The sequence below is a fragment of the Sulfobacillus harzensis genome (assembly GCF_012933365.1).
GTDB classification, from domain to species: domain Bacteria; phylum Bacillota; class Sulfobacillia; order Sulfobacillales; family Sulfobacillaceae; genus Sulfobacillus_B; species Sulfobacillus_B harzensis.
In genome coordinates this window covers 1-21739 of the sequence record NZ_JABBVZ010000059.1, presented here as the reverse complement: position 1 = coordinate 21739, position 21739 = coordinate 1, and the positions used below count along the sequence as shown (strand labels likewise).

Genomic DNA, 21739 nt, shown 5'->3' with positions numbered 1-21739 from the left:
TGAGGGTCGAGTTAACGGGCTACTCTACATGCGGAGCGACGGCATCGCGGACCGACTACGCACACAAGCTGCTAGGTCTGGTGTTGGGAGCGGTTTTGTATCGACGCCGGGCTTTAATCACCGACACCCTCTGGTGGGCTCGCGAAGCGTACCGTCGCCAGGCCATCATGGAGGCTCTGCGGTTGCTTTCTCAGGGTGGAGCCCAGAGTCTGGAAGAGGTCGTGAAGCGTGTGGAGAAGGCCTTGGGACACAACCTCACGGGACCAGAACGAGAATGGGCACGTTTGGTGTGGAATGGAATAAATTACCGACAAGACCGTGATGCAAAGGGAGGCAAGAGGGACAATGAAGGCGCCCTATGATGCCTGGGTGCGGAGTCGCGAGGATAAGGTCTGGGAGCCGCCCGGCTGGGATCCGGAGCACTGGCGGCTTTTGTATCGAACGTGGGCTGAGTCTCCTCAACGGGCGCCATCCACGCGCTGCAGGCCCTGTTGGTGGCCACCCTGCCGGACAAAGCGTTCGGTCTAAACTTGTCCTCCGGGCATAGACTATGTCCGGGGGGATCGACATGAATCCGCGCGACTTTCTAGCCATCGTTTTCGGTGGGGTGATGCTTTATGTCGTCGTGCGCGTGTTTCAATCCCCAGCCAAATGGGCGGTCCGAGTACTCATTAATGGGATCGTGGGATTGGCGGCGCTTTGGGCATGGGACATGGCGTTCACACCCCACGGCTGGGCGGTGGGGCTTAATCCGGTGACAGGTCTTACGGTGGGCGTCCTAGGAGCGCCTGGGTTTTTGCTTTTGCTGGCCGTGAAGGTGCTCATCCTGTAGCGCCTTGATTCTCCTTTCCGGCTTCGCTACACTTGGAAAGATAAGGCGAGGAGATGGGAGGATGCACGTGGTTAGGGTTCGGTACGCTCCAAGCCCTACCGGAACCCTTCATATCGGAGGTGCCCGGACGGCGTTATTTAACTTTTTGTTTGCCCGGCATACGAACGGGACTTTTGTTTTGCGCGTGGAGGACACGGACCAGGCCCGGCAGGTTCCGGGGTCGGAAGAGGCTATGATTCGGGGGTTGAAGAGTCTCGGGATTTTATGGGATGAGGGACCGGACACGCCGTCTCAACCCTACGGCCCCTACCGCGTGACCGAAAGAATGGCCCGGCATCAGGAATTGGCGCGCCAATTGCTTGCCGAAGGCAAAGCGTATCGGTGTTTTTGCACGCCGGAGGAGTTGGAGGCGGAACGCAATCGTCGCCGAGCGGAAGGGTTGCCGCCCCGATACAGCGGCCGTTGCCGCACATTAACTCCGGAGGCGTCCAAGGCACGGGCAGAAGCCGGCGAGCGATGGGTCTTGCGGCTGGTTGTCCCGGAAGAGGGCGAGACGATAGTCGAGGACATCATTCGCGGCACGGTCCGGTTCGAGAACCGGATTTTGGATGATTTTGTCCTGATGAAGCCGGATTTCACGCCGGTGTACAATTTTGCCGTGGCGATTGACGACCATGACATGGCCATTACCCATGTCATTCGGGGCGAGGAGCATTTGTCCAACACGCCCAAGCAAATTTTGGTAATGAAGGCGTTAGGCTTTGACCTGCCGAAATTTGCGCATCTGCCCATGATTTTGGCTCCGGATCGGACGAAGCTGTCGAAGCGTCACGGTGCCACGTCGGTTGAAGAATATCGTGATCAAGGCATATTACCCGAAGCCTTGGTCAACTACCTGCTACTACTGGGCTGGTCGGCCCCGGACGGGCGGGAAATCATGACTCTGGACGAAGCCGCACAGGAATTCACGTTAGAGCGGGTGCAGCATACCGCTGCCATCTATGACCAGAAGAAACTAGAGTGGATGAACCACGAGTATTTTGTGCGACTGCCAGTCGAGCGGATTGTCGAGGCGGTGCAGCCCTTTATCACCTATGACACGAGCCAGGGACCGGATTTTCATGCCGTGGTCGCGTTGTCTCGCGAGCGTTCCTTCACCTTGGTCCAGTTGGCGGAATCCATGCGCTTCTTTTATGAGCGGCCTAGCACCTATGAGTCCAAGGGTGTTCAGAAGCACTTCGGCGGCCATGTGGTGGAGCGGTTGGAGGCGTTGGTTGAGCGCTTGGAGCAATTGACCGCTTGGGATCATGATATCCTGTTGAGCGCCTACGACACCCTTAGCGGGGAGCTTTCCATCAAGCGGGCAGAATTGATTCATCCGACGCGACTTGCCGTGACGGGGCGGACCGTGGGACCCGGACTCTTTGAGCTCGTTGCTCTGTTAGGCCGTGACGAGACCTTGGCGCGCCTGAGGACGTCAGCTGAGCTCATCCGGTCGGACCGAGTTCCGGTTGAGGCTTGATCAAAGTCCCGGACGCCCAGGTGGTAGTGTGTCCGGAGGGAAGTCATCTTTCCATGGGGGATGATACAGCCCCTTATTTCCCTCCGCTTGGTCAATTTTTGGACCGCGTCCGCAGCCGAACACGGAAATACGGGGAATCGCCTGCAGGCCAGTGAGGTTTAGGGCGGAACCACGCCTACGGCAACATGGAGTCCCCCGCGTCCTCGCCGGCAGGAAAGTTTTCCCAAAATGATTCAATCTGTCGTGAACCCCGCAACCAAATGACCTGGTTGGCGGGGTTGATGGATTGAAAGGCGGCAAGCCGCGCCGCAATCTCTTTCCGTCGTCGGTGGTAGGTGGTGAGGATAAAGCGCAGAAAGGCCCAGTCCACCTTTTCTGGACAGCCAGGTCCCATATCCGGACGGGTCGTGTTGCGGTATTGAATCCTGCGCTTATAGATCCGATAGAGGCATCGGACAAGACTGACTTCCAAGTAGATGATGGCATCAGCCCGGGCAAGGCGCATCTCGTAGCCAACGCTGGTGTAATTGCCTTCGATAATCCACGCATCTTGGGCCGCGATGGCGGCTTGGCGCTGGTAAAATTCGTCACGGCTTAACTCGACCCAGCCAGGCTGCCAAAAGATCGCGTCCAGATGATAGACGGGGAGTCCGGTGCGGAGACTCAGACGACGAGCAAAAGTGGATTTTCCGGCACCGGATGATACGCCCATGACTAGTATCCGCTGCATACGCCCTCCCCTCAGCGGACAATTTCGCGAAGAAACTCCGCCACACGGTCGCGGATCCCATCCCGCACATGGCGGAATTGGGCCATAATCTCAGCGTTTGTCCCCTCCGTCCGTGCCGGGTCAGGGAAGCCCCAGTGCAGTCGCGTGACTTCCGGTGGGGTTACCGGACAGGTGTCGCGGGCGTCTCCACAGAGCGTAATCACGTAGTCTGCGCGATGCAGAAGGTCGGGGTCGATGAGTTTAGACTCCTGGTCGGAAATGTCGACGCCCGCTTCTTGCATGACCACAACCGCCCGCGGGTTCAATCCGTGAGTTTCAAGGCCCGCACTATAAGCCTCGACCCGCTCCTGGCCGAGATGGCGAGCCCAGCCCTCCGCCATTTGGCTGCGGCAGGAGTTGCCGGTACAGAGGAAATAAAGAATCGGTTTATCGTTCCGCATGGGTGTCCTCCTTTAGGATCCGATGAACGTGGTCCAAAGATATAATCCGCTCAGTGTGATGATGAGTGTTGGGATGGTGAGGATGATGCCGGTTTTCATGTAGCGTCCCCAGGTGATGCGAATTCCCCGTGTCCCCAGCACATGCAGCCAGAGCAAGGTGGCCAGCGAGCCGATGGGCGTGATTTTAGGCCCCAAGTCCGAGCCGATGACGTTGGCATATACCATGGACCGTTCCATGGTTGGGGCAACGTGGGCGGCGTGAATGGCTAACGCATCAATCATGACCGTGGGCATGTTATTCATGATGCTAGATAAAATGGCTGCGATGACTCCCATCCCGACTGTGCCGACATACAATCCACCGGCGGCCGTGTGGTGAACCAGCCGGCTCAAGACCACAATGAGCCCGGCGTCTCGCAGTCCATAGACGACGACGTACATGCCAATGGAAAAGGCGACGATGGACCACGGGGCATCCCGTACCACATGCCATGGTTGAATAGCGCGCTGACGAGTGCCAACAATTAAAAATACCATAGCGATGACACCGGCTACCAATGATACGGGGACGTGCAGCAATTCGGTGAGGATGTAGCCCACCATTAGGATTCCGAGAATTAGCCAAGACAAGCGAAACATGGTGTAATTGCGGATAGCCGATTCCGGATCGGAGACATCCTCAGGATTGTAGCGAACCGGAATGTCTCGGTAAAAGAAGAGATACAGCACCAAAAGACTGGCCGCGAACGAAAACAGATCCGGCACCAGCATGTGGATGGCATAGGTGACAAAGCCGACGTGGAAATAGTCCGCCGACACAATGTTGACGAGGTTGCTCACCACCAGCGGGAGCGAGGTGGTGTCGGCAATGAACCCGCTTGCCATCACGAACGGCAGGGTCTTCTTGAGATCAAACTTCAACAGCTTGACTTTCTCCAACACAATTGGCGTGAGGATTAACGCGGCTCCGTCGTTGGCAAAAAAAGCTGACACAATGGCGCCTAGCACGATGACATAGACAAAGACCCTCCGCCCGTCGCCGTGGGCAGCCCGAGCCATTTTCAACGCCGCCCACTCAAAGAAGCCAATACGGTCCAAGATGGTGGACGTGATGATGATGGCGACAAAGGTTAGGGTGGCGTCCCAAACAATGCGTGTGACCGCCCACACATCTTGAAGTGTCACGACGCGGACAATCAGGGACAGCGCCGCGCCACCTACGGCTGTCCAGCCAATGCCGAGCCCGCGGGGCTGCCAGATGACCAGAACCAGGGTGGCCACAAAAATGAGAACCGCCAGCAATTGTGTCATAGGTGGGTGTCCCCTGCCGGAGTGCACATCAGAGGCTCTCCGGGAAGTTGCTGTAACTCCTGGCGGAAGTCCGGCAAATGGCCGATGGCATTCGCGAGAGTGGTCAGTTGTTCGGTATTGAGAGAATAGAACACCCATTGACCTCGGCGGGTCTCCTGTACGAGTCCGGCATCCCGTAAGCGGCGCATATGGCGCGAGATCGCCGGTTGAGAAATGTTGAATAGGGGAACCAATTCACAGACGCAAAGCGCACGGACGCGAAGAAGCGCGACGATTTTAAGCCGAGTGGGGTCTGAGAGTGCCTTAAGCCCCTGCGCGAGCTCCTGAAGTTCCATGCATGCCTCCCTTGAGCCAAACAATATAACCATACTGTTATATATCGGCGGGCGCAAGATGCCAGCCGTCTGTTCTGGGTGTGAAACGGTTACAATTGGCAGGGAGGGATTTATTGGTGGATACCGTGGTCTTGAAGTCAGGCCCACATCGTGTGCTCAAAGGCTCACCGTGGATATACCGTACCGAATTGGAACCGACTTCAGCCCAACCGGGCAGTGTGGTTCAGGTCAAAACCCGGGAAGGCAAGGTTCTGGGACAGGGATTCTTCAACCCGCGTTCGATGATTGCGGTGCGTGTTGTCGCCTGGGGCGCGCAGACTACGGTTACCGACGATCTGTTTCGCCAACGGGTGCGGGACGCAGCCGATCTGCGGCAGGTGGTTGCCGGCGGCCGGGATGCCTTTCGGGTGATTCATTCAGAAGCGCATGGCATTCCGGGGTTGATTGTGGACAAGTACGGTCCCATGCTGGTCGCGCAAGTCACCAGCCTTGGTTTGTTACCGTTCCTTGCAACGATTTGGCAGGCCTTGACGGACGTGTACAAGCCGGTGGGTATATACGAGCATGGTGATTTAAGTGTGCGTGACCGGGAAGGGCTGCCGCGCGAAAATCGCCTGGTTTGGGGGGAACTTACCTCTCCGGTGGAAATTCACGAGCATGGCGTCCGACTTGAAGTCGATCTTCTCGGTGGGCAAAAGACAGGCCACTTTTTGGACCAGTACGAAAACCGCGGGAAGGTGGCGGCTCTGGCCGGAGGGCGGCGTGTCTTCGATGCCTTTTCACACACGGGCGCCTTTGGATTGGCGGCGGCGCTGCATGGCGCCGAATCGGTGGTGGGCATCGACATTGACCCCGAAGCTGTCGACCGCGCCAATTCCAACGCGGCCATCAATGGGGTGGAGCAGCGGACGCGCTTTGTTGCAGAAAATGCCTTTGATTGGCTTCGGCGGGAGAGTGACTTGGGACCGCAGTACGATTTGGGGATATTAGACCCGCCGGCCTTTACAAAGTCCAAGCAAAGCGTGCCACAAGCCATCAAGGGGTACAAAGAAATTAATTTGCGCGGTATTAAGCTGATCCGACCCGGTGGGTTTCTGATCACATCAAGCTGTTCGTATCACCTTTCCGAACCCGATTTCATCCAGGTTATTCAAGCCGCAGCCCATGACGCACATCGGGCCGTCCGAATTGTAGAAATTCGGGGACAGGGTCCTGACCACCCCATTTTGCCGGCTCTGCCCGAGTCTCGGTACCTCAAGTGCCTCATCTTGGGGGTGGGGAAATAGCTGGGGCTAAGGTATATTACTGTGATAGCCAATGTAGCTTGCGTAAGGGCCACCATTGCAATATAGCTTGTCCCTTCACGCGAGATTCGGGAAGCAGCCCCCAATAGCGGCTGTCGTCGCTGACGGGACGATTATCCCCTAAAACCCACAGGTACCCGGTTGGCACTTTGGTTGGGGGCACGTTGATAGAGTGGCGGTATTTTAAGAAGGGTTCCGGATATCGCTTGCCGTTAATGTAGACGACGTTGTTTCGAATGCTCACCGTGTCTCCGGGAACCCCGATAACGCGCTTAATCCAGTCCTGGGTGGGATCCTCAGGGCTTTGAAAGACAATAATTTGACCCGTCCGCGGCTGACTCCAAAGATAAGCGAGCTTGTCGACCAGAACCCGATCAGCGTTGTGGAAGGTAGGCCGCATGGAATTGCCGGAAACGGAGAAGGTTTCGACGACGAAGGACCGGACCACAAGTGCAATGACAAGGGCGATGACGATGGTGAGAATGGTGGTTCGGGCATTGGATCGGCTCGGATCGGGATGGGTCACGCTTGAAACCTCGCTATTCCTAAAACCTGCCTGAGCGCCCATTATACCATCCTATGGGACGGGACAGGGCAACATCATAGAAAGGGGCTGACTCAGAAGGTACCTGGGCCGTGATGCCGTCCCTAAAATGTGCCCGTTTTGCCCCGGTTAGTGGAGGAAGCGGGTCATCTTCCTCCCTGTTTTCGGGGGTCAAGTGGGAGAAAATTTTAGGGCAAAGGCCTTTTGAGTCAGCCCCTATTTCTCTTTAATGACTGCAAGCAGCCGGCGCACCCTTTTGATCCTTAGTGCGGAAGGAGTGGCCGCATCCGCAAGACGCTACGGCATTAGGGTTGTTGATAGAGAAACCGCCGCCCATCAACGAATTGACGTAGTCCACCTCGATGCCCTCTAACAGCGGCGCGCTGTTAGGATCAATGACCACACGGACCGGGCCAAATTCGTACTGGGCATCGTCTTGCTGGGGTTCATCCAGTGCCATGCCATAGCTGAACCCACTACAACCGCCCTTGGAGATATAGATCCGAAGGGCCAAATCCTGGCGATCTTTGGACGCCATGAACTCTTGCACTTTCTGGACAGCGTCTTGGGTCAACGTAATCATGCAACATCCTCCTTCAGTTACCCAATATTGTAACAAAAAGTTAGGGCTCGGGGAATACGGTCTGAGTGCCCCGCTGCTCGTGTTCCAAGTCCTGAAAGACGGCCAACAACGCGGACAGGCCCTGGATGAGATGTTGACGCTCTCCCGCCGACAATCGGACCGCAAACCGTGTAAACTGCTCTTCGCGTCGTTTAAACACTAAATCGGCCAATTGGCGCCCATAGGACGAGAGTCGCACGCGTACCACCCGTCGGTCCACCTCGTCGCGGTCGCGCCGAACCAGATTCATACGCAACAGGCGGTCAACCAACCGCGTGGCGGCACTCTCGGTAAGCCCCAGTTGATCGGCCAGCTCACCCATCGGAAGATTTTGCGGCTCATACAGGACAACCAACGCATTCATCTGGGCCGGCGTTACCTCCAGGCCAATGAGCTCACGGGTAGCTTCTGCCTCCAGGTAACGCATGATGCGTGGAAAAAGTCGTTGAATCTCGTTGACGAAGGCGGGAATATCCGACTGGTCCATCGATCTCTTCTCCCATTTATTTGTCATCATAGCATTTGCGCCGGGGTAAGAAAAACTTGTCGTTGACAAATATTGTCTTCCGGCGATATACTGACGCCAACACGTCATCAAGGGGAGTGGGACATGTACATTAAACGTGCCGCCGTCATCGGTGCCGGGACCATGGGCGCCGATATTGCCTATGTCATCGCCACGGCCGGCATACCGGTCGTTGTTAAGGATGTGTCCGAGGCCGTGCTGAAGAAGGCTCAAGAGCATATTGCCGACCTTTTTCAGACCCGGGTCAACCGGGGACGCATGACGCCCGAAGATGCCGAAAAGCGACAGTCTTACATCACGTTCACCACGGACAACGGCGATTTGCGCGAGGTGTCTCTCGTGATTGAGGCTGTCTCGGAAAAAATGGATCTTAAAAAACGTGTCTTTCAAGAGCTCGATCAGGTTCTGCCGCCGCTATCCTTGATTGTGTCTAATACTTCGGCGCTTAGCATATCGGAGTTGGCCAGCGTGACAGGACGCCCCGATCGAGTGGCGGGTTTTCATTTCTTCTTCCCTGCCCACATGATGAAACTTATCGAGGTGATTGCGGGGCGGGAAACCAGTGAGGAGACTCTAGAAACTTTGCGCCGCTTCGCCGAGGAGATTCGGAAAATCCCGGTGACGGTGAAGGAATGCCCGGGGTTTGTGGTCAACCGCGTCCTTATGGCGTCGATGGCGGAGGTCTTGCGCTTTCAACATGAGACCGACATCCCCTTTACCGACATTGATCAGGTTGTGACCCGAGCAGGACTGGCCCCCATGGGGCCGTTTGTGCTGGCGGATGCGCTGGGGTTGGACGTCGCCTTGGAGGTGGCACGGACCCTGACAAACGCCTACGGGGAGCGGTTTGAGCCAGGTCCGCAATTGGAGGAACGGGTGCGTGAAGGCCATTTGGGCTTAAAGAGTGGCCAAGGCTTTTACTCCTATCGCTGACACTGGCGACTATCCAAAGGGGGATTCAAGGCGCATGGATGAAAAACTGGAACAAGAACTGATATTGCGGTTTTCGTTGGCCACATTTTTGGAAAGCGTGCGCTTGGTCGATGAAGGCATTGCCTCGCCTGAAGATGTCGATATTGCCATGCGGGCGGGCGCGGGGATTAAGATTGGACCGCTCATGTGGGCCGACAGCCGCGGATTGGATCAGGTCTTGAAGGATCTCGAGGGGTTGGCCGCTACGGTGGGGCCGCGTTTTCAACCGCCCGATTCGCTTCGACGGCATGTGGAGCGAGGGCAACTAGGAGTGAAGACCGGGCAGGGGTATCTTGTCCATGTCAATGCACGCGCTGGAGGGAATTCATGAGCGTTGTTGAGGTCAATGAGCGGGACGGGGTGGCTTTATGGTCTCTCAACAATCCGCCCGTCAATGCTATTAGCTTTGAAGTGCTAGAGACGATGGAACAATTGCTGACCGCGGCTGAGGTGGGTGATGCCCTGCGTGCTGTGGTCATAACCGGGCACGGGATGACCTTTGCGGCTGGCGCCGACATTCAAGGATTTATGAAACTCGGCGGCGGCCTACCAGATTTTATGAGAAAAGGCGCGGAACTGTATCGGCGCCTTGAATCAAGTCGGCTGCCCATTGTGGCCGCCATCAACGGCGTCGCCTACGGTGGCGGCAATGAACTAGCTATGGCAGCCGACATTCGGTTGGCATCCGTGAAAGCCCGCTTCGGACAACCGGAGGTCAATCTGGGAATCATTCCCGGATGGGGCGGCACCGTTCGGTTGCCGCGCTTGGTTGGTATGGCTCACGCACGGCGCCTGCTTCTCACGGGCGATCCCATTGACGCTAAAGAAGCGTATCGCATTGGCTTGGTCGATCAGGTGGTCGACCCCCAGCTGCTGGTGGATACGGCGTTGAATGTTGCCGATCGGCTGGCGAGTTTACCGCCTTTGGCGCTCCAAGCCATTAAAACCTTGTTGGCCGATCCGGGGGCTGACAGCCAAGATCGAGAGACGGCGGCCATTCAAAAGCTGATGATGACAGCTGATGCCCTCGAAGGGCTGCGAGCGTTCATGGAGAAGCGCCGTCCCACATTCCAAGGGCACTAATCGGGACGTTGGTTCAAGAGACCTAGGGCGAAGCCCAAAGCGCCGATAACCAGGATAACAATGGCCATCCAGGGCGCGAGGACGTGTCGGTGCCAGAAGGCCAGCGCCAGGAGGCCCGCGGACGAGGCCCAGGGGGCCCACCAGGCTCCCTGGCGGCTGGCCGCCAACAAAATTAGGGCTAAGAGCAAAAGTCCCATCCACCAGAAGAACCCCTGGCCTAAGGACAGGAGTCCCATGGTGAGAACAAGAATCAACAGGCGGCCCAGACCCACAGGATTGGCCCGAAGTCGAGGACCTGGGGCGCTTTTGGGCGATTGTATCGGGCTGCGGCTTGTTACCAAGGGTGCATCGTCCTCCATCATTAAGAGATGTATTAAAGGTTGGCAAAAGAAGACGGGGCTGTCTCAAAAGGCTTTGGCCCTAAAATTTTCTCCCACTTGACCCCTAAAAACGCGGAGGAAAGTGACCTACTTCCTCCACTACGCGGGGTAAAATAGGCACATTTTAGGGACGGCATCACTGCCGACATACCTTTTGAGACGGCCCCGTCTTGGTGTAAGGGAGAGAGAGGGCGAGGCTCGCTGGTGATGCGCCGCCGGTGTCCCATCCCGACTTCCTCCCTCACAGAATGGCTAATTGTTAATAATTTGCGTCGCGCCGTCATAGGCATGGGCAAAGTAGGGATCGGACAAACTTTGCACAACCACGCCCTGACCGGGGGTGGCAGCGGAAATGAAGTTGCCGTTGCCAATGTATATCCCAACATGATTGGCAAAAACGCCCTCAGTGGTGAAGAACACTAAGTCGCCGGGTTGGAGATTGTCGTAGGCTACATGCGTGCCGACATTCCATTGCGCGTACGAGGTGCGCGGCAAGGAAATGCCAAATTGGCCATAGACCCACTGCACAAATCCGGAACAATCGAAGCCCGTCTGTGGACTGGCGCCTCCATACACATAGGCGGCGCCACGGTATTTGAGAGCCAAGCCGACGATGGCATCGGCAGTTGGCGATGTTGTGCCGCGATCAGCCAAGGTGTTGTTGCCCGCGATGGTGGTGGTGCTGCTTGACTGGGCCTTGCTCGAGGCCAGTGCCGTGTCTAAAGCGTGCCAAGTTAACTCACCCACAAGGCCGTGAGCAGGCAAATGGTGAGCCGATTGAAAGGCGACCAATGCGCGGTAGGTATCAGGCCCAAATATGCCATCCACGCCGTAGGTGTTGTACCCCAAGCGGGTAAGATCTCGCTGTAGGGTCGCGACCGACGATCCCCGATCCCCTTCATGGAGATAGCCAGGCGGATAGCTGGCTGGAGCCGCTTCCATTGGCGCTGCGACCTGGTTTTCAGTGGCCGTCAGCGCCTTCCATGTTGCGGCGCCGACGATGCCGTCGACCGCCAAACCGCGTGAGGCTTGGAAGTTGCGCACGGCTCCATACGTTAAGGGGCCAAATACGCCGTCCGTGGCTAGATGATAGCCGTGTTGATCCAGAAGTTTCTGCAGGTGTTGAACAGCTGTTCCGCGCATGCCGTACTTCAGCAACGGCTCCGGTGCGGACTCAAACTGGGGTGACGCATTCGACGTGGTGCTATCCGGGGTTGACACGGCCGCGCTCAATTTTTCCCAGGTAAGAGGCCCGACGACCCCGTCTTGGGCGAGTCCGTAATGACCCTGGAACTCCTTGACGGCGTTTAACATTAGGGGCCCAAATGCCCCGTCGATGGCGCCGTGATAATACCCGAGATGCTGAAGCTGGGATTCCGCAGTTTTCACCGCAGGTCCGTGACTACCAAAATGAATAATGGGAAATCGGGCGGCCTGGGCCACCGTTTGCGACAGTACAGGAACCGCAAGAACAGCCAATCCTGCCAAGACCGGTGATACTCGACGGTTTGTCTTCGACAACAGTAACTCGTCCTTCCTTCTGGTTAACTGCCTCCGAGGTTAGTAGCGGCATGACCCGTGGTTCGGGGGAGAAGGAGCCCCCTACCGACGCAAAAGCGCCGGATTCACCACCTAAAGACGACGTCTTTAGGATCCCCCGTACCCTGCTGCAGCAAGGATTCGGCGCACATATTATATGATTCAGTTTACGGGCGAAGAACTGAATGGGTCAAGAATATAGGGAGAATTTTATCGAATGAAGGGTCTACACGGCGAAATATGGCAAATTGAGGAAGTTGGAAAAACCGTCCAAATGGGGGAGGAATTTTCGCTGCGAGTGGTATAATACGTGGGAAACTTTTTGAGGATGGGATGACCGATGAGAGCGACAGACGCCGCCTATACCGTGTTGAAGGAACAAGGGCAGCCGATGGATGTTCAGGATTTGCTTGACGAAACGCTGCTCCGTCTGGGAATCGATCGGGAACCCAAGGTAGCAGCTAGAATTTATACGGACATCAACCTAGACTCCCGCTTTCAGTACCGCGGTGGCTCCATGTGGGGTCTGAAGGATTGGCAGCCCCGAGCGCCGGGCCGCCACGGCGCAACAGGACGCGACCGCGGAGGCTATGACGACGATGATGCGGAAGACCTTGAGGAGGACGACGGCTAACCCCGTTCGGACTCCTTCTCCATTTTTACCGCTTCAGGACGCGAACCTTTGACATACTAACGTGGGAGGATCAGGATGGCCAAGTACGTTTTTATAACCGGAGGCGTGGTCTCGTCATTGGGCAAAGGGATTACGGCGGCCTCACTCGGACGAATTTTGAAGACTCGAGGCCTACGAGTGACCGCACTTAAGCTCGATCCCTATATTAATGTTGATCCCGGTACCATGTCGCCGTTACAGCACGGTGAGGTGTTCGTCACCCAGGATGGGGCGGAAACCGACCTGGATTTGGGGCACTATGAACGCTTCATGGATATCAATCTTTCCCAAGCTAACAATGTCACCACGGGCCGCATCTACTGGTCGACCATTTCCAAGGAGCGCCGGGGCGACTTTTTGGGCGGCACGGTCCAAGTCATTCCCCATATTACCAATGCCATTAAGGAACGCATTCATCGCGTATCAGAGGCGAGCGGAGCCGATGTGGTCATTGTGGAAATCGGCGGCACAGTTGGGGACATCGAAAGCTTGCCCTTTTTAGAGGCCATTCGCCAGATGCGGTCGGACATCGGCCGAGAATCGGTCATGTACATTCATGTGACGTTGGTACCGTACTTAAGCGCTGCCGGCGAAGCAAAAACCAAGCCGACGCAGCATTCTGTCAAAGAATTACGCTCCATCGGCATTCAACCCGATGTGATTGTCTGCCGCACCCAGCGGCCTCTGTCGCGGGAGATGCGGGACAAAATTGCCTTAATGTGTGATGTGGACCGGCGTGCGGTGATCCAGAACGTGGATGCGGATTCCATTTACCAGTTACCCCTGATGTTAGCCGATGAAGGCCTTGATGACATTGTTGTGGCGCGCCTCGGGCTCTCGGCAGGGCCCAAACAACTGGAAGAGTGGCGCATGTTGGTGGATCGTGCACGGGCAAGCCAGGGAGACGTGGAAATTGCCATCGTTGGTAAGTACGTAAATCTTCACGATGCCTATTTATCGGTCGCCGAAGCCTTGACCCATGGGGGCATAGCTAACGGCGTCCACGTGAACCTCCGTTGGATTGATTCAGAGATGTTGGAATCCGATGGAGCTTCCGCCCACTTGGCAGGGGTCGATGGGATACTGGTGCCCGGTGGGTTTGGATATCGTGGGGTCGAGGGCATGATTTTAGCTATTGAATATGCCCGGAACCAGAACATCCCCTTCTTCGGCATTTGTATGGGAATGCAGGCAGCAGTTATCGAAGTGGCTCGCCACCGTGCGGGCCTGGCAGCCGCGAACTCCACCGAGTTTGTGGCCGATACCCCCTATCCCGTGATTGACTTGATGCCGGAACAGCAAACGGTGGAGGACATGGGCGGAACCATGCGTTTGGGAAGTTATCCTTGTTCGCTGACCTTGGGAACCAAGGTGCAGGGAATCTACGACGAAACACTCATCTTTGAGCGGCATCGGCACCGTTTTGAGTTCAATAATGCCTATCGCGAGGCGTTGCAAAACGCGGGGATGGTATTGTCGGGGCTGTCCCCGGACAACCGCTTAGTGGAAATTGTTGAGCTCATCGACCACCCTTGGTTTGTCGGTACGCAGTTCCATCCGGAGTTTCAGTCTCGGCCAACCCGGCCGCACCCGTTATTCCAAAGCTTCATTCACGCTGCGAGCCAGAAGGCCAACCTGAAGACCGAGGATTCCATTTTATTCTCCGACCGATCGTGAGAGGGCGGGCTTATGCCCGCCCCAACTATTGTGGTTCATAGCTTTCGCATAGCGCACCAGAACCCACAGCTTCCGGGTGGGTCTCGGCGTACTCTGCATAGGCTTCGAACTCGCTTGCATAGCCAGCGCGAAGCTGGCCATCGTAGTAAGAGGAGTCGTGTCCCAACACTTCCGGGACAATGCCAACGGGACCGGGCCCGACCGAAATTTCACCCAGAGTACAGCGGCGTTGGCCATTAAATCGGCATCCCGTGACATCGCACTGAATCAACGCCATTGAGGACACCTCCTCGGGCATAGTGTGGCCAGTTTGAATCCCTTTTTGACAAGGATTTTTATGGCGGAATATACTGATCGCATAGAGAGGGGGCTTTTTCATTGGGACTGATGGCGCGCGTTTCCACCATTTTTAAGTCAAAGGTCAACACGGTGTTGGACAAGGCGGAGGATCCACGCGAGACTCTCGAGTATTCGTACCAAAAACAGGTCGAGCAGTTGCAGAACATTCGCCGTGGGATCGCCGAGGTGGTTACCTCGAAGAAGCGCTTGGAGCTTCAGGTAAGTCGGTTGGAGCAGTCCGTTAAGCAGTACGACGAAGACGCTCGTGATGCCGTGCGCGCCAATCGTGACGACCTGGCCCAAGAAGCGCTAACCCGAAAACAAGGCATGGCGGCGCAAATTGCCCAATTGCAAACACAGATTGACGACTTGGCCCGCGAGGAAGCACGGCTAACTGATTTGCAACAAAAGTTGCAGGCTAAAGTGGAATCGTTCCGCACCCAGAAGGAAGTGATCAAGGCGCAATACTCCGCCGCACAGGCTCAGGTAAAAATTGGCGAAGCCTTTACCGGCCTGGGCGAGGATATGGCGGACGTCAACATGGCGCTGCAACGAGCCCAGGACAAAACAGAGAGCATGAAGGCCCGGGCCTCGGCCATTGATGCCTTGGCGGACAACCCCGCTTTTCAAAACGATGCGCTGCCCAGCAGCGGCGATTCAATCCGCGACGAGCTGAACAAGTTGAAGTCTTCATCGGGCGTGTCCGATGAGTTGGCCAAGCTCAAGGCAGAATTGGGCCAAGGAGAGAATCAATGATTGTGCGTATTCTCTCTGAAGGCCAATACCGTGTGGATGGGTCCACGTTAGAGACTCTGAAGAAATTGGACGATGCCTTAATGGAGGCGCTATCGCTCGATCAGGCGGACCGTTTTCATTCGCTATTGACCGAGACGGCGGAGGTGGTGCGGCAGGGCGAGCCGCTGGATCCAGCGCACTTGGTGGAATCCGACTTGATTTTGCCAGCTTCCGACACCACCTTGGAAGAAGCTAAACGGCTGTTTTCCGACCCGGCCTAACCTAAATGGGAGGATCCCAAAGCGGGTACCACCGCTCGGGGTCCTTTTCTATTGGCAACGCTCCGTCCAGTGTTTGCCGGATACGGAACTCCCGGCTTTCATTGCGCCGGCTCGAGCCCGTTGGCATGAACGGGTAAAAGGAAGCCCGGCGGTAGCTATAAATTAAGTACCAATCGCCAAATCGAAACATGGCGGCCAGGAGGCTATCGGAATAGCCAGCCTGCTTGAGCAAGTCTGCGGCCATGTGCAGCCCATTGATGGCGTCTTCGAGGTTGGGGCCGCGGAAGATGAGCCAATGAAACCCCATATTGTCCGTTTGGGCCGTGACATGCGCGGTAAAATCCCGGCCATTCATGGATAACAGATCGTTCATCTCTTTTTGCAACGCATCATAGGACGAGTTGTCCACCGCTCTAAGAACCAATGCGGCCCGCTCTCCATAGGGGCTGTCCAGCTTAGCCTCAATGTCCAATTGAGCGGTTGACAGGGCAAAGAGCTGATCGGTCTTGCCGGGCGTCATTCGGGTTCGGCCGAACAATGTATCGAATAATCCCACGGGACACCTCCCCTATTTCTTCTCCATCTGCTGTTGAATCTTCTCCAGTTGACGAATACGATGCTCCAAGGTGGGGTGTGTGGAAAAGATTTCCATGACGCTGTCTTTGCGAATGGCAGGAAAGATATAAAACGCATTCATCGATTCGGCTTGACGCAAATCCCGGGTGGGGACGGTACGCATGGACGATTGGATTTTCTCCAGCGCACTGGCGAGATATCCTGGGTGGCCGGTCAGTATAGCAGAGCCCCGGTCCGCCGCATATTCCCGGTACCGCGATAACGTGCGAATCAGCACATAGCTTATCGCCCAGACAACCAGCGAGGCCAGCCAGACAACGATAACGGCTTGACCACCACCGTTGCGATTGTCGCGATCCTCCATGCTAAAGCCGATAAAGAAAAACTGTTGGACAATGAACGACGCAACCATGGCAAAGAAGCTGGCAATGCTGATCACCGCCACATCACGATTCTTAATGTGGGTCAATTCGTGCGCCAGTACCGCTTCCACCTCTTCAGCGTTGAGTCGTTCCATGAGTCCCCGAGTCACCGCAATTACGGCCGATTTGGGAGTTCGACCGATGGCAAAAGCATTCGGCATGCGGCTATTGACCCATGCCAATTTGGGGGTGGGCAAATCGGCCAACTGCGCTAAGCGGCTAATGATTTTGTGCAGTTCCGGCGCCTCACTAGAACGCAAGATTCGAGCACCGCTAGCCCATAGCACAATTTGATCGGACAGAAAGCTCTGCGACAGCGCGACAATCACCATGATCACGATCAGCGTCGGCCATGGGACTCGAAGTCGCCACAACAGCACGATGAAAAGAGCGTACAGGGCAAACAATAGAAACATCGTCACTGCCATGCGAAAGCCTAGACCAAAGTCGCGACCATACCAAGGTCGAGATGATTTTGCCATTGCCGAGACTCTCCCTTCTATCCTATAGTCTACGTTGTCGCCTTTCCATACTCAAGTGACGACGGACATCCTGAATTTGTTAGCGCCAGAGACTTGATTCGGTCGGACGAAGCCGATATAATGAATTCTGCTTGTTGGGGGATGATGTAGCGGTAGCATAGGTGACTCTGGATCATCTCGCCCAGGTTCGAATCCTGGTCCCCCAGCCACGGCCCCATAGTCTAGAGGCCTAGGACGCCGGACCCTCATTCCGGAAACAGCGGTTCGAATCCGCTTGGGGCTACCATAAAGTTTGCACCGTCCGCTAGGGCGGTTTTTTGTTATGATTAAGGCCGTGAGGAGGTACTTATGGCCATTTCTGAGTGGCAGAGCGTCGTTCGCTGGGCGGAGTGCGACGCGGCTGGCATTATTTATCATGCCCGCGTCTTCGACTGGTTTTCTGAAGGGCGAATCACCTGGTTGAAGAACCATGGGCTGGACTACTATGAGGTTTTACGTCCTCAAGGGATTGAGCTGTTAGTCAAGTCGGCCAATGCAGCATTTCATCATACATTGCACCCCGGCGATACGGTCCGTCTGAGCGTGGCGCTGGAGACAGTGACCCCGACCCGTGCGGTCTTTCACTATCGTGTAGCCGCCCCGTCTGCACCGGAACTGGTCGCGATTGAGGGTGTCACGGAGCATGCCTTTGTTATTGGCGGACGTGCTCGTCGGCTAGACCGGGCCGCACCTCAAATTCTAGAACAATGGCAACGCAGTCTTAGAGTTGGGGCATGCTAGGTGCGACATTTTACGAAAGCGAGGCAGTACCATGTCAATTGATCCCTACCGCAGTGAACCACTAACCGATTTTACTCAGGAAGCCAACCGTCGCCAAATGGAAGAGGCATTGGCGTATGTCAAGGCTCACCTGGGACAGACATACAGCCTTCTTATCGGTGGGGTTCACCAGGCGACTCCCGAAGAGATTGTATCGATTAATCCGGGAAACCCCGAGCAAGTTGTCGGCCGGGTCGCCAAAGCCACCAAGGAACATATTGACGAAGCGCTAAAAGTTGGTTGGGAAGCTTTTCGCGAGTGGAAGCGGGTACCGGGACCAGCCCGAGCGCGGTACCTATTCAAGGCGGCGGCCATCATGCGCCGGCGCAAGTTTGAACTTTCGGCATGGGAAGTCTATGAGGCGGGCAAGACTTGGGCCGAGGCCGATGGTGATGTTGCGGAAGCCATCGACTTTTTGGAGTACTATGGCCGACAGATGCAACGGTTGTCCGGACCGGTTCCCACCACACCCCTTCCCGGTGAAGAGGATGTGGCTTTTTATGTTCCCTTGGGTGTTGGGGCGGTAATCCCTCCTTGGAACTTTCCGTTAGCCATTTTAACCGGCATGAGCAGTTCTGCCATGGTCGCCGGCAACCCGATTTTGTTAAAGCCGGCCAGCCCTACTCCCGTTATTGCTGCCAAGTTTGTAGAAATCATGGAGGAGGCCGGTATCCCGGCCGGTGTCTTAAACTTCGTGCCGGGCGACGGTGGGGTTATCGGCGATCATTTGGTAACCCACCCCTTGACCCGTTTCGTGAGCTTCACGGGGTCAAAAGAAGTGGGACTGCGCATCAATCGCTTGGCTGCTGAACATCAGAATGGCCAACGCTGGATTAAGCGGGTTGTGGCCGAGATGGGCGGCAAGGACGCCGTGATTGTGGATGAGACGGCCGACTTGGAGGCGGCAGCGCTTGGCATTGTACAGTCAGCCTTCGGATTTCAAGGCCAAAAATGCTCGGCGTGTTCCCGGGCGATTGTTGTCGACAGCGTGTACGACCAGGTGTTAAACCGGGTTTTGGAATTGACCCGCGAGCTGAACGTGGGTCCTGCTGAGGATTATCAAAACCAGATGGGGCCGGTTATTGACGAGCGCGCCTTCAAGAAAATTCAGACCTATATCGACTGGGGCCGCGAGCATGCCAAGCTGGTTGCCGGTGGCGGCGCGCCACGCGACAAAGGCTACTATCTAGAGCCAACCATTTTTTCTGAGGTCGCACCGGGATCCAAGCTGGAGCAGGAGGAAATTTTTGGGCCAGTGCTGTCGTTCGTTCGAGCCCGCGATTTTGATCAGGCGCTGGAGATTGCGAACGACACGGAGTTTGGCCTGACAGGATCGGTCTACTCCAAACGACGCGATCGGATTGAGCGTGCCGCTGAAGAGTTCGAGGTGGGGAATCTCTACATCAACCGCAAATGTACCGGCGCGGTCGTCGGATCGCATCCGTTCGGCGGATTCAATATGTCGGGAACAGATTCCAAGACGGGGAGCCCGGATTACCTCTTATTGTTTATGCAGATGAAGGCTGTGGCTGAGAAATTTTAGTGACGTCCAGGCGTCTCCGAGATACGGAGGCGCCTTTTTAATTGCCGGTCGGGGGCTGTCGGTCGATGCGATAGGGCATGCGTTCGAAGATAAATTCAGTTCCCGTGGACCATAAAGTGTGAGTGCTAATCTTTTCGAGGAATGCCCGGTCATGGCTCGCTATAATGAGCGTGCCCGGATATTCCGCTAAAAGACGTTCTAACGCTTCGCGCATGCGGACATCGAGATGGTTCGTGGGTTCGTCCAAGAGGAGTGCTTGAGCGGGCGTCATCAACGTTTCCAAGAGTTTCAGACGAGCTCGCTCCCCACCGGACCAGGTGTCTAAGGGCTGTTCCCACAGTTCTTGAGTTATGCCGAAGCGAGCGCCTAGGTAATAGATTTGTTCCCGATCCCAGCCCAGGTCAAAAGCATAGTCCATCGCAATCACGCCCTCGGGCAAGTCTTGAACTGCTGTCTGAGCCAAATAAGCCGGTACAACGTCGGAATGCCAATGGACCATTGGCGACGACATGAGGGCTTCCAAAAGCGATGTCTTGCCCGTCCCGTTGGGACCGACCACGGCGAATCGCGCATTGAGCGGAATGGTCAAGGAAACGGGCTGCCAGCTTCGCTCCCCGCGCGTAAGAACGAGATGGTCAATCTTGACGGCGGGCAAATGGCCTATTCGCTCTTGAGCCTGATGAGTGAGCTCTAGGGACCGCACGGCGGTCGGCGGCGCGGGACGATCCGTCGATTGGGTCAATCGATCCAACCTCTTTTGGCGACTTTGTGCCTGGCGAGCTCGTGTTCCTGATCGCCATTTATCAATGTAGGTACGTAAGCGGCGTTCTTCCTCCTGTTGCCGTTGCCACTGCAAGGCTTCTTGACGGAGTCGTTCCTCGCGCAGCCGTTGATATTGAGTCCAATTGCCCCCGGTGATCCAAAACGAGCCATCCTCCCAACTCATGGTGCGGGTGGCCACACGGTCCAAAAACGCCCGATCGTGCGACACAATAATCATCGCTGCCGCAGACTGTTTGACCATGTCCTCCAACCAGCCAATGGTCTGAATGTCGAGATGGTTGGTCGGTTCATCCATGAGCCACACGTGTGCGCCTGACAAAATCATGGTCAAGAGGGACAAGCGGTGAGCCTCGCCGCCGGATAGCGTCCTGGGGGAGTCCGCCCATCGCTCAGGCAGGAAGCCCAGTTTTTGCAAGCCCGCCTTGACGCGGGATTCCCACTCGTACCCGCCCGCTGTTTGAAAACGATCGGAGAGTTTGCCCCAATTGTCCACTAGCTGTTCAAGGCGATCGGCGTTAGCAGGGTCGGCCATTTCGGCTTCCAAATGCTTCAGCTCTTGCTCTAGTTTCAATACCTCCGGATTCGCTTGATATGCGGTCTCGTATAAGGTGGGTTGTTGATTGGGTTGCCATTGTTCCAAACGGACGATGCGGATGTCCTTGGCCATCTCCACTCGGCCGGAATCCGGTTCCATCTCGCCGCTTAATGTTTTTAAAAAAGTGGTTTTTCCCATGCCGTTCGGCCCTACCAGGGCGATGCGATCGCCTGGCGACAGGTTGAAAGTCACGTGGTCGACAATGGGTTTTCCACTGACGGAAACCCGGACATTTTGTACTGAGATCAAGGCCATCGCAATCCGTCCTTCAGAAAAAAGTCATGGCTATCATATCATGGGTGGATACCTGCGAAACGGAAGACTAAATTGGGATGGCTACATATCATCCGTCATGGCGCGTCGTTGGCCGTTTAAAAATGGGTTTGCCAAAAAAGGTGCTCCATTCCTCTTGCAAAGCTTACGATACGGTGGTACTATAACTTTTGCTGCTTCGGCAGTACGCAATGAGAAAAAACCTCCGGCGCTTGACAACAGGTGTGCTGGCGGTTACAATCATCAATTGCAAACCCGGTCCTTGAAAACTATATCATCATGCCACATGAACGAACGTAACAAACGACCAACGTCGTAACAGATGAGTCATGGAGAGTTTGATCCTGGCTCAGGACGAACGCTGGCGGCGTGCTTAATACATGCAAGTCGAGCGGTTCTTC

The 21739-nt window shown here is 55.9% G+C and carries 26 protein-coding genes, 2 tRNA genes, 1 rRNA gene and 1 riboswitch; of the genes, 16 read left to right on the top strand and 13 right to left on the bottom strand.

What is annotated here, in order from left to right:
- The 3 genes from HIJ39_RS14955 to gltX all read left to right on the top strand — a co-directional run.
- The coding region (locus tag HIJ39_RS14955; RefSeq protein WP_169101102.1) for a hypothetical protein at positions 1–362 on the top strand (362 nt) is incomplete at its 5' end.
- Positions 363–568: 206 nt separating this feature from the next.
- Positions 569–832, top strand: a complete 264-nt coding sequence (locus HIJ39_RS14950) for a pro-sigmaK processing inhibitor BofA family protein (RefSeq protein ID WP_169101100.1) — start codon at positions 569–571, stop codon at positions 830–832.
- 61 nt (positions 833–893) lie between these two features.
- A complete protein-coding gene (gene gltX, locus HIJ39_RS14945; RefSeq protein ID WP_169101098.1) occupies positions 894–2354 on the top strand; it encodes a glutamate--tRNA ligase in 1461 nt (486 codons plus the stop codon).
- A gap of 175 nt (positions 2355–2529) precedes the next feature.
- Here the strand turns inward: gltX and HIJ39_RS14940 are convergent, their stop codons facing one another.
- From HIJ39_RS14940 to HIJ39_RS14925, 4 genes are read right to left on the bottom strand one after another with little or no spacing between them, the layout of a single operon-like run.
- Positions 2530–3084 carry a P-loop NTPase family protein gene (locus HIJ39_RS14940; RefSeq protein ID WP_169101096.1) on the bottom strand — a complete coding sequence of 185 codons (555 nt, stop codon included), beginning with the start codon at positions 3082–3084 and terminating at the stop codon, positions 2530–2532.
- A gap of 11 nt (positions 3085–3095) precedes the next feature.
- Complete coding sequence (gene arsC / locus HIJ39_RS14935) at positions 3096–3524, bottom strand: arsenate reductase (thioredoxin) (RefSeq protein WP_169101094.1); 429 nt, start codon at positions 3522–3524, stop codon at positions 3096–3098.
- A gap of 12 nt (positions 3525–3536) precedes the next feature.
- Complete coding sequence (locus HIJ39_RS14930) at positions 3537–4835, bottom strand: arsenic transporter (RefSeq protein ID WP_169101092.1); 1299 nt, start codon at positions 4833–4835, stop codon at positions 3537–3539.
- The gene (locus HIJ39_RS14925) at positions 4832–5170 is read right to left on the bottom strand and encodes an ArsR/SmtB family transcription factor (protein WP_169101090.1); all 339 of its coding nucleotides are present in this window, start codon (positions 5168–5170) and stop codon (positions 4832–4834) included. The genes HIJ39_RS14930 and HIJ39_RS14925 overlap by 4 nt, the downstream gene beginning before the upstream one ends.
- Before the next feature lie 116 nt (positions 5171–5286).
- Between HIJ39_RS14925 and HIJ39_RS14920 the strand changes: the two genes are divergently transcribed.
- Complete coding sequence (locus HIJ39_RS14920; protein WP_338055190.1) at positions 5287–6456, top strand: class I SAM-dependent rRNA methyltransferase; 1170 nt, start codon at positions 5287–5289, stop codon at positions 6454–6456.
- Between the two features lie 16 nt (positions 6457–6472).
- On the opposite strand, the gene lepB is transcribed toward HIJ39_RS14920, so the two are convergent.
- From lepB to HIJ39_RS14905, 3 genes are all read right to left on the bottom strand, one after another.
- Positions 6473–7000, bottom strand: coding sequence for a signal peptidase I (lepB, locus tag HIJ39_RS14915; protein ID WP_338055189.1), 528 nt, complete (start codon positions 6998–7000; stop codon positions 6473–6475).
- Between the two features lie 244 nt (positions 7001–7244).
- Complete coding sequence (locus HIJ39_RS14910) at positions 7245–7601, bottom strand: HesB/IscA family protein (RefSeq protein ID WP_169101083.1); 357 nt, start codon at positions 7599–7601, stop codon at positions 7245–7247.
- 40 nt (positions 7602–7641) lie between these two features.
- Complete coding sequence (locus HIJ39_RS14905) at positions 7642–8127, bottom strand: MarR family winged helix-turn-helix transcriptional regulator (protein ID WP_169101081.1); 486 nt, start codon at positions 8125–8127, stop codon at positions 7642–7644.
- 123 nt (positions 8128–8250) lie between these two features.
- Between HIJ39_RS14905 and HIJ39_RS14900 the strand changes: the two genes are divergently transcribed.
- The 3 genes from HIJ39_RS14900 to HIJ39_RS14890 are packed head-to-tail and all read left to right on the top strand — an operon-like array spanning position 8251 to position 10221.
- Entirely contained in the window at positions 8251–9099 is an 849-nt protein-coding gene (locus tag HIJ39_RS14900) for a 3-hydroxyacyl-CoA dehydrogenase family protein (protein WP_169101079.1), read from the top strand.
- 34 nt (positions 9100–9133) lie between these two features.
- Positions 9134–9469, top strand: coding sequence for a 3-hydroxyacyl-CoA dehydrogenase family protein (locus tag HIJ39_RS14895; protein WP_169101077.1), 336 nt, complete (start codon positions 9134–9136; stop codon positions 9467–9469).
- A complete protein-coding gene (locus HIJ39_RS14890) occupies positions 9466–10221 on the top strand; it encodes an enoyl-CoA hydratase/isomerase family protein (RefSeq protein WP_169101075.1) in 756 nt (251 codons plus the stop codon). Before HIJ39_RS14895 ends, HIJ39_RS14890 begins: the two co-directional genes overlap by 4 nt.
- On the opposite strand, the gene HIJ39_RS14885 is transcribed toward HIJ39_RS14890, so the two are convergent.
- Positions 10218–10562 (bottom strand): hypothetical protein, encoded by a 345-nt coding sequence (locus tag HIJ39_RS14885; protein WP_169101073.1) that lies wholly within the window; start codon positions 10560–10562, stop codon positions 10218–10220. The genes HIJ39_RS14890 and HIJ39_RS14885 overlap by 4 nt on opposite strands.
- 291 nt (positions 10563–10853) lie before the next feature.
- Positions 10854–12122 carry a C40 family peptidase gene (locus HIJ39_RS14880; RefSeq protein WP_169101071.1) on the bottom strand — a complete coding sequence of 423 codons (1269 nt, stop codon included), beginning with the start codon at positions 12120–12122 and terminating at the stop codon, positions 10854–10856.
- A 12-nt stretch (positions 12123–12134) separates the two neighbouring features.
- A riboswitch (cyclic di-AMP (ydaO/yuaA leader) is annotated at positions 12135–12297 on the bottom strand.
- A gap of 183 nt (positions 12298–12480) precedes the next feature.
- On the opposite strand from HIJ39_RS14880, the gene rpoE reads away from it, so the two are divergent.
- Positions 12481–12774 (top strand): DNA-directed RNA polymerase subunit delta, encoded by a 294-nt coding sequence (gene rpoE, locus HIJ39_RS14875; protein ID WP_169101068.1) that lies wholly within the window; start codon positions 12481–12483, stop codon positions 12772–12774.
- Between the two features lie 75 nt (positions 12775–12849).
- Positions 12850–14490, top strand: a complete 1641-nt coding sequence (locus HIJ39_RS14870; RefSeq protein ID WP_169101066.1) for a CTP synthase — start codon at positions 12850–12852, stop codon at positions 14488–14490.
- Positions 14491–14515: 25 nt separating this feature from the next.
- Here HIJ39_RS14870 and HIJ39_RS14865 read toward each other — a convergent pair whose 3' ends face one another.
- Positions 14516–14767: a DUF1540 domain-containing protein gene (locus HIJ39_RS14865; protein ID WP_169101064.1), complete on the bottom strand. Its 252-nt coding sequence runs from the start codon at positions 14765–14767 to the stop codon at positions 14516–14518.
- Between the two features lie 110 nt (positions 14768–14877).
- On the opposite strand from HIJ39_RS14865, the gene HIJ39_RS14860 reads away from it, so the two are divergent.
- Both HIJ39_RS14860 and pspAA read left to right on the top strand, forming a co-directional pair.
- Positions 14878–15585: a PspA/IM30 family protein gene (locus HIJ39_RS14860; RefSeq protein ID WP_243239731.1), complete on the top strand. Its 708-nt coding sequence runs from the start codon at positions 14878–14880 to the stop codon at positions 15583–15585.
- The gene (gene pspAA / locus HIJ39_RS14855; protein WP_169101060.1) at positions 15582–15845 is read left to right on the top strand and encodes a PspA-associated protein PspAA; all 264 of its coding nucleotides are present in this window, start codon (positions 15582–15584) and stop codon (positions 15843–15845) included. Before HIJ39_RS14860 ends, pspAA begins: the two co-directional genes overlap by 4 nt.
- 1 nt (position 15846) lies before the next feature.
- Here the strand turns inward: pspAA and pspAB are convergent, their stop codons facing one another.
- On the bottom strand, positions 15847–16401 hold the full coding sequence (pspAB, locus tag HIJ39_RS14850) for a PspA-associated protein PspAB (protein WP_169101058.1): 555 nt from the start codon (positions 16399–16401) through the stop codon (positions 15847–15849).
- A gap of 12 nt (positions 16402–16413) precedes the next feature.
- Entirely contained in the window at positions 16414–17325 is a 912-nt protein-coding gene (gene htpX / locus HIJ39_RS14845) for a zinc metalloprotease HtpX (RefSeq protein ID WP_169101056.1), read from the bottom strand.
- 135 nt (positions 17326–17460) lie between these two features.
- Here htpX and HIJ39_RS14840 point away from each other — a divergent pair.
- From HIJ39_RS14840 to pruA, 4 genes are all read left to right on the top strand, one after another.
- Positions 17461–17534 (top strand) — tRNA-Gln (locus tag HIJ39_RS14840).
- Position 17535: 1 nt separating this feature from the next.
- Positions 17536–17611, top strand: a tRNA-Glu gene (locus tag HIJ39_RS14835).
- A gap of 62 nt (positions 17612–17673) precedes the next feature.
- Positions 17674–18105 carry an acyl-CoA thioesterase gene (locus tag HIJ39_RS14830; protein WP_169101054.1) on the top strand — a complete coding sequence of 144 codons (432 nt, stop codon included), beginning with the start codon at positions 17674–17676 and terminating at the stop codon, positions 18103–18105.
- Positions 18106–18136: 31 nt separating this feature from the next.
- Positions 18137–19687 (top strand): L-glutamate gamma-semialdehyde dehydrogenase, encoded by a 1551-nt coding sequence (pruA, locus tag HIJ39_RS14825; protein ID WP_169101052.1) that lies wholly within the window; start codon positions 18137–18139, stop codon positions 19685–19687.
- Positions 19688–19724: 37 nt separating this feature from the next.
- On the opposite strand, the gene HIJ39_RS14820 is transcribed toward pruA, so the two are convergent.
- Positions 19725–21320 carry an ABC-F family ATP-binding cassette domain-containing protein gene (locus HIJ39_RS14820; protein WP_169101050.1) on the bottom strand — a complete coding sequence of 532 codons (1596 nt, stop codon included), beginning with the start codon at positions 21318–21320 and terminating at the stop codon, positions 19725–19727.
- Between the two features lie 344 nt (positions 21321–21664).
- Between HIJ39_RS14820 and HIJ39_RS14815 the strand changes: the two genes are divergently transcribed.
- A 16S ribosomal RNA gene (locus HIJ39_RS14815) occupies positions 21665–21739 on the top strand; the annotation flags it as partial.

Coding starts and splice junctions, on each gene's coding strand:
- HIJ39_RS14950 (WP_169101100.1), top strand. CDS start 569: ATGAATCCGCGCGACTTTCTAGCCATCGTTTTCGGTGGGGTGATGCTT.
- gltX (WP_169101098.1), top strand. CDS start 894: ATGCACGTGGTTAGGGTTCGGTACGCTCCAAGCCCTACCGGAACCCTT.
- HIJ39_RS14940 (WP_169101096.1), bottom strand. CDS start 3,084: ATGCAGCGGATACTAGTCATGGGCGTATCATCCGGTGCCGGAAAATCC.
- arsC (WP_169101094.1), bottom strand. CDS start 3,524: ATGCGGAACGATAAACCGATTCTTTATTTCCTCTGTACCGGCAACTCC.
- HIJ39_RS14930 (WP_169101092.1), bottom strand. CDS start 4,835: ATGACACAATTGCTGGCGGTTCTCATTTTTGTGGCCACCCTGGTTCTG.
- HIJ39_RS14925 (WP_169101090.1), bottom strand. CDS start 5,170: ATGGAACTTCAGGAGCTCGCGCAGGGGCTTAAGGCACTCTCAGACCCC.
- HIJ39_RS14910 (WP_169101083.1), bottom strand. CDS start 7,601: ATGATTACGTTGACCCAAGACGCTGTCCAGAAAGTGCAAGAGTTCATG.
- HIJ39_RS14905 (WP_169101081.1), bottom strand. CDS start 8,127: ATGGACCAGTCGGATATTCCCGCCTTCGTCAACGAGATTCAACGACTT.
- HIJ39_RS14900 (WP_169101079.1), top strand. CDS start 8,251: ATGTACATTAAACGTGCCGCCGTCATCGGTGCCGGGACCATGGGCGCC.
- HIJ39_RS14895 (WP_169101077.1), top strand. CDS start 9,134: ATGGATGAAAAACTGGAACAAGAACTGATATTGCGGTTTTCGTTGGCC.
- HIJ39_RS14890 (WP_169101075.1), top strand. CDS start 9,466: ATGAGCGTTGTTGAGGTCAATGAGCGGGACGGGGTGGCTTTATGGTCT.
- rpoE (WP_169101068.1), top strand. CDS start 12,481: ATGAGAGCGACAGACGCCGCCTATACCGTGTTGAAGGAACAAGGGCAG.
- HIJ39_RS14870 (WP_169101066.1), top strand. CDS start 12,850: ATGGCCAAGTACGTTTTTATAACCGGAGGCGTGGTCTCGTCATTGGGC.
- HIJ39_RS14865 (WP_169101064.1), bottom strand. CDS start 14,767: ATGGCGTTGATTCAGTGCGATGTCACGGGATGCCGATTTAATGGCCAA.
- HIJ39_RS14860 (WP_243239731.1), top strand. CDS start 14,878: ATGGCGCGCGTTTCCACCATTTTTAAGTCAAAGGTCAACACGGTGTTG.
- pspAA (WP_169101060.1), top strand. CDS start 15,582: ATGATTGTGCGTATTCTCTCTGAAGGCCAATACCGTGTGGATGGGTCC.
- htpX (WP_169101056.1), bottom strand. CDS start 17,325: ATGGCAAAATCATCTCGACCTTGGTATGGTCGCGACTTTGGTCTAGGC.
- HIJ39_RS14830 (WP_169101054.1), top strand. CDS start 17,674: ATGGCCATTTCTGAGTGGCAGAGCGTCGTTCGCTGGGCGGAGTGCGAC.
- pruA (WP_169101052.1), top strand. CDS start 18,137: ATGTCAATTGATCCCTACCGCAGTGAACCACTAACCGATTTTACTCAG.
- HIJ39_RS14820 (WP_169101050.1), bottom strand. CDS start 21,320: ATGGCCTTGATCTCAGTACAAAATGTCCGGGTTTCCGTCAGTGGAAAA.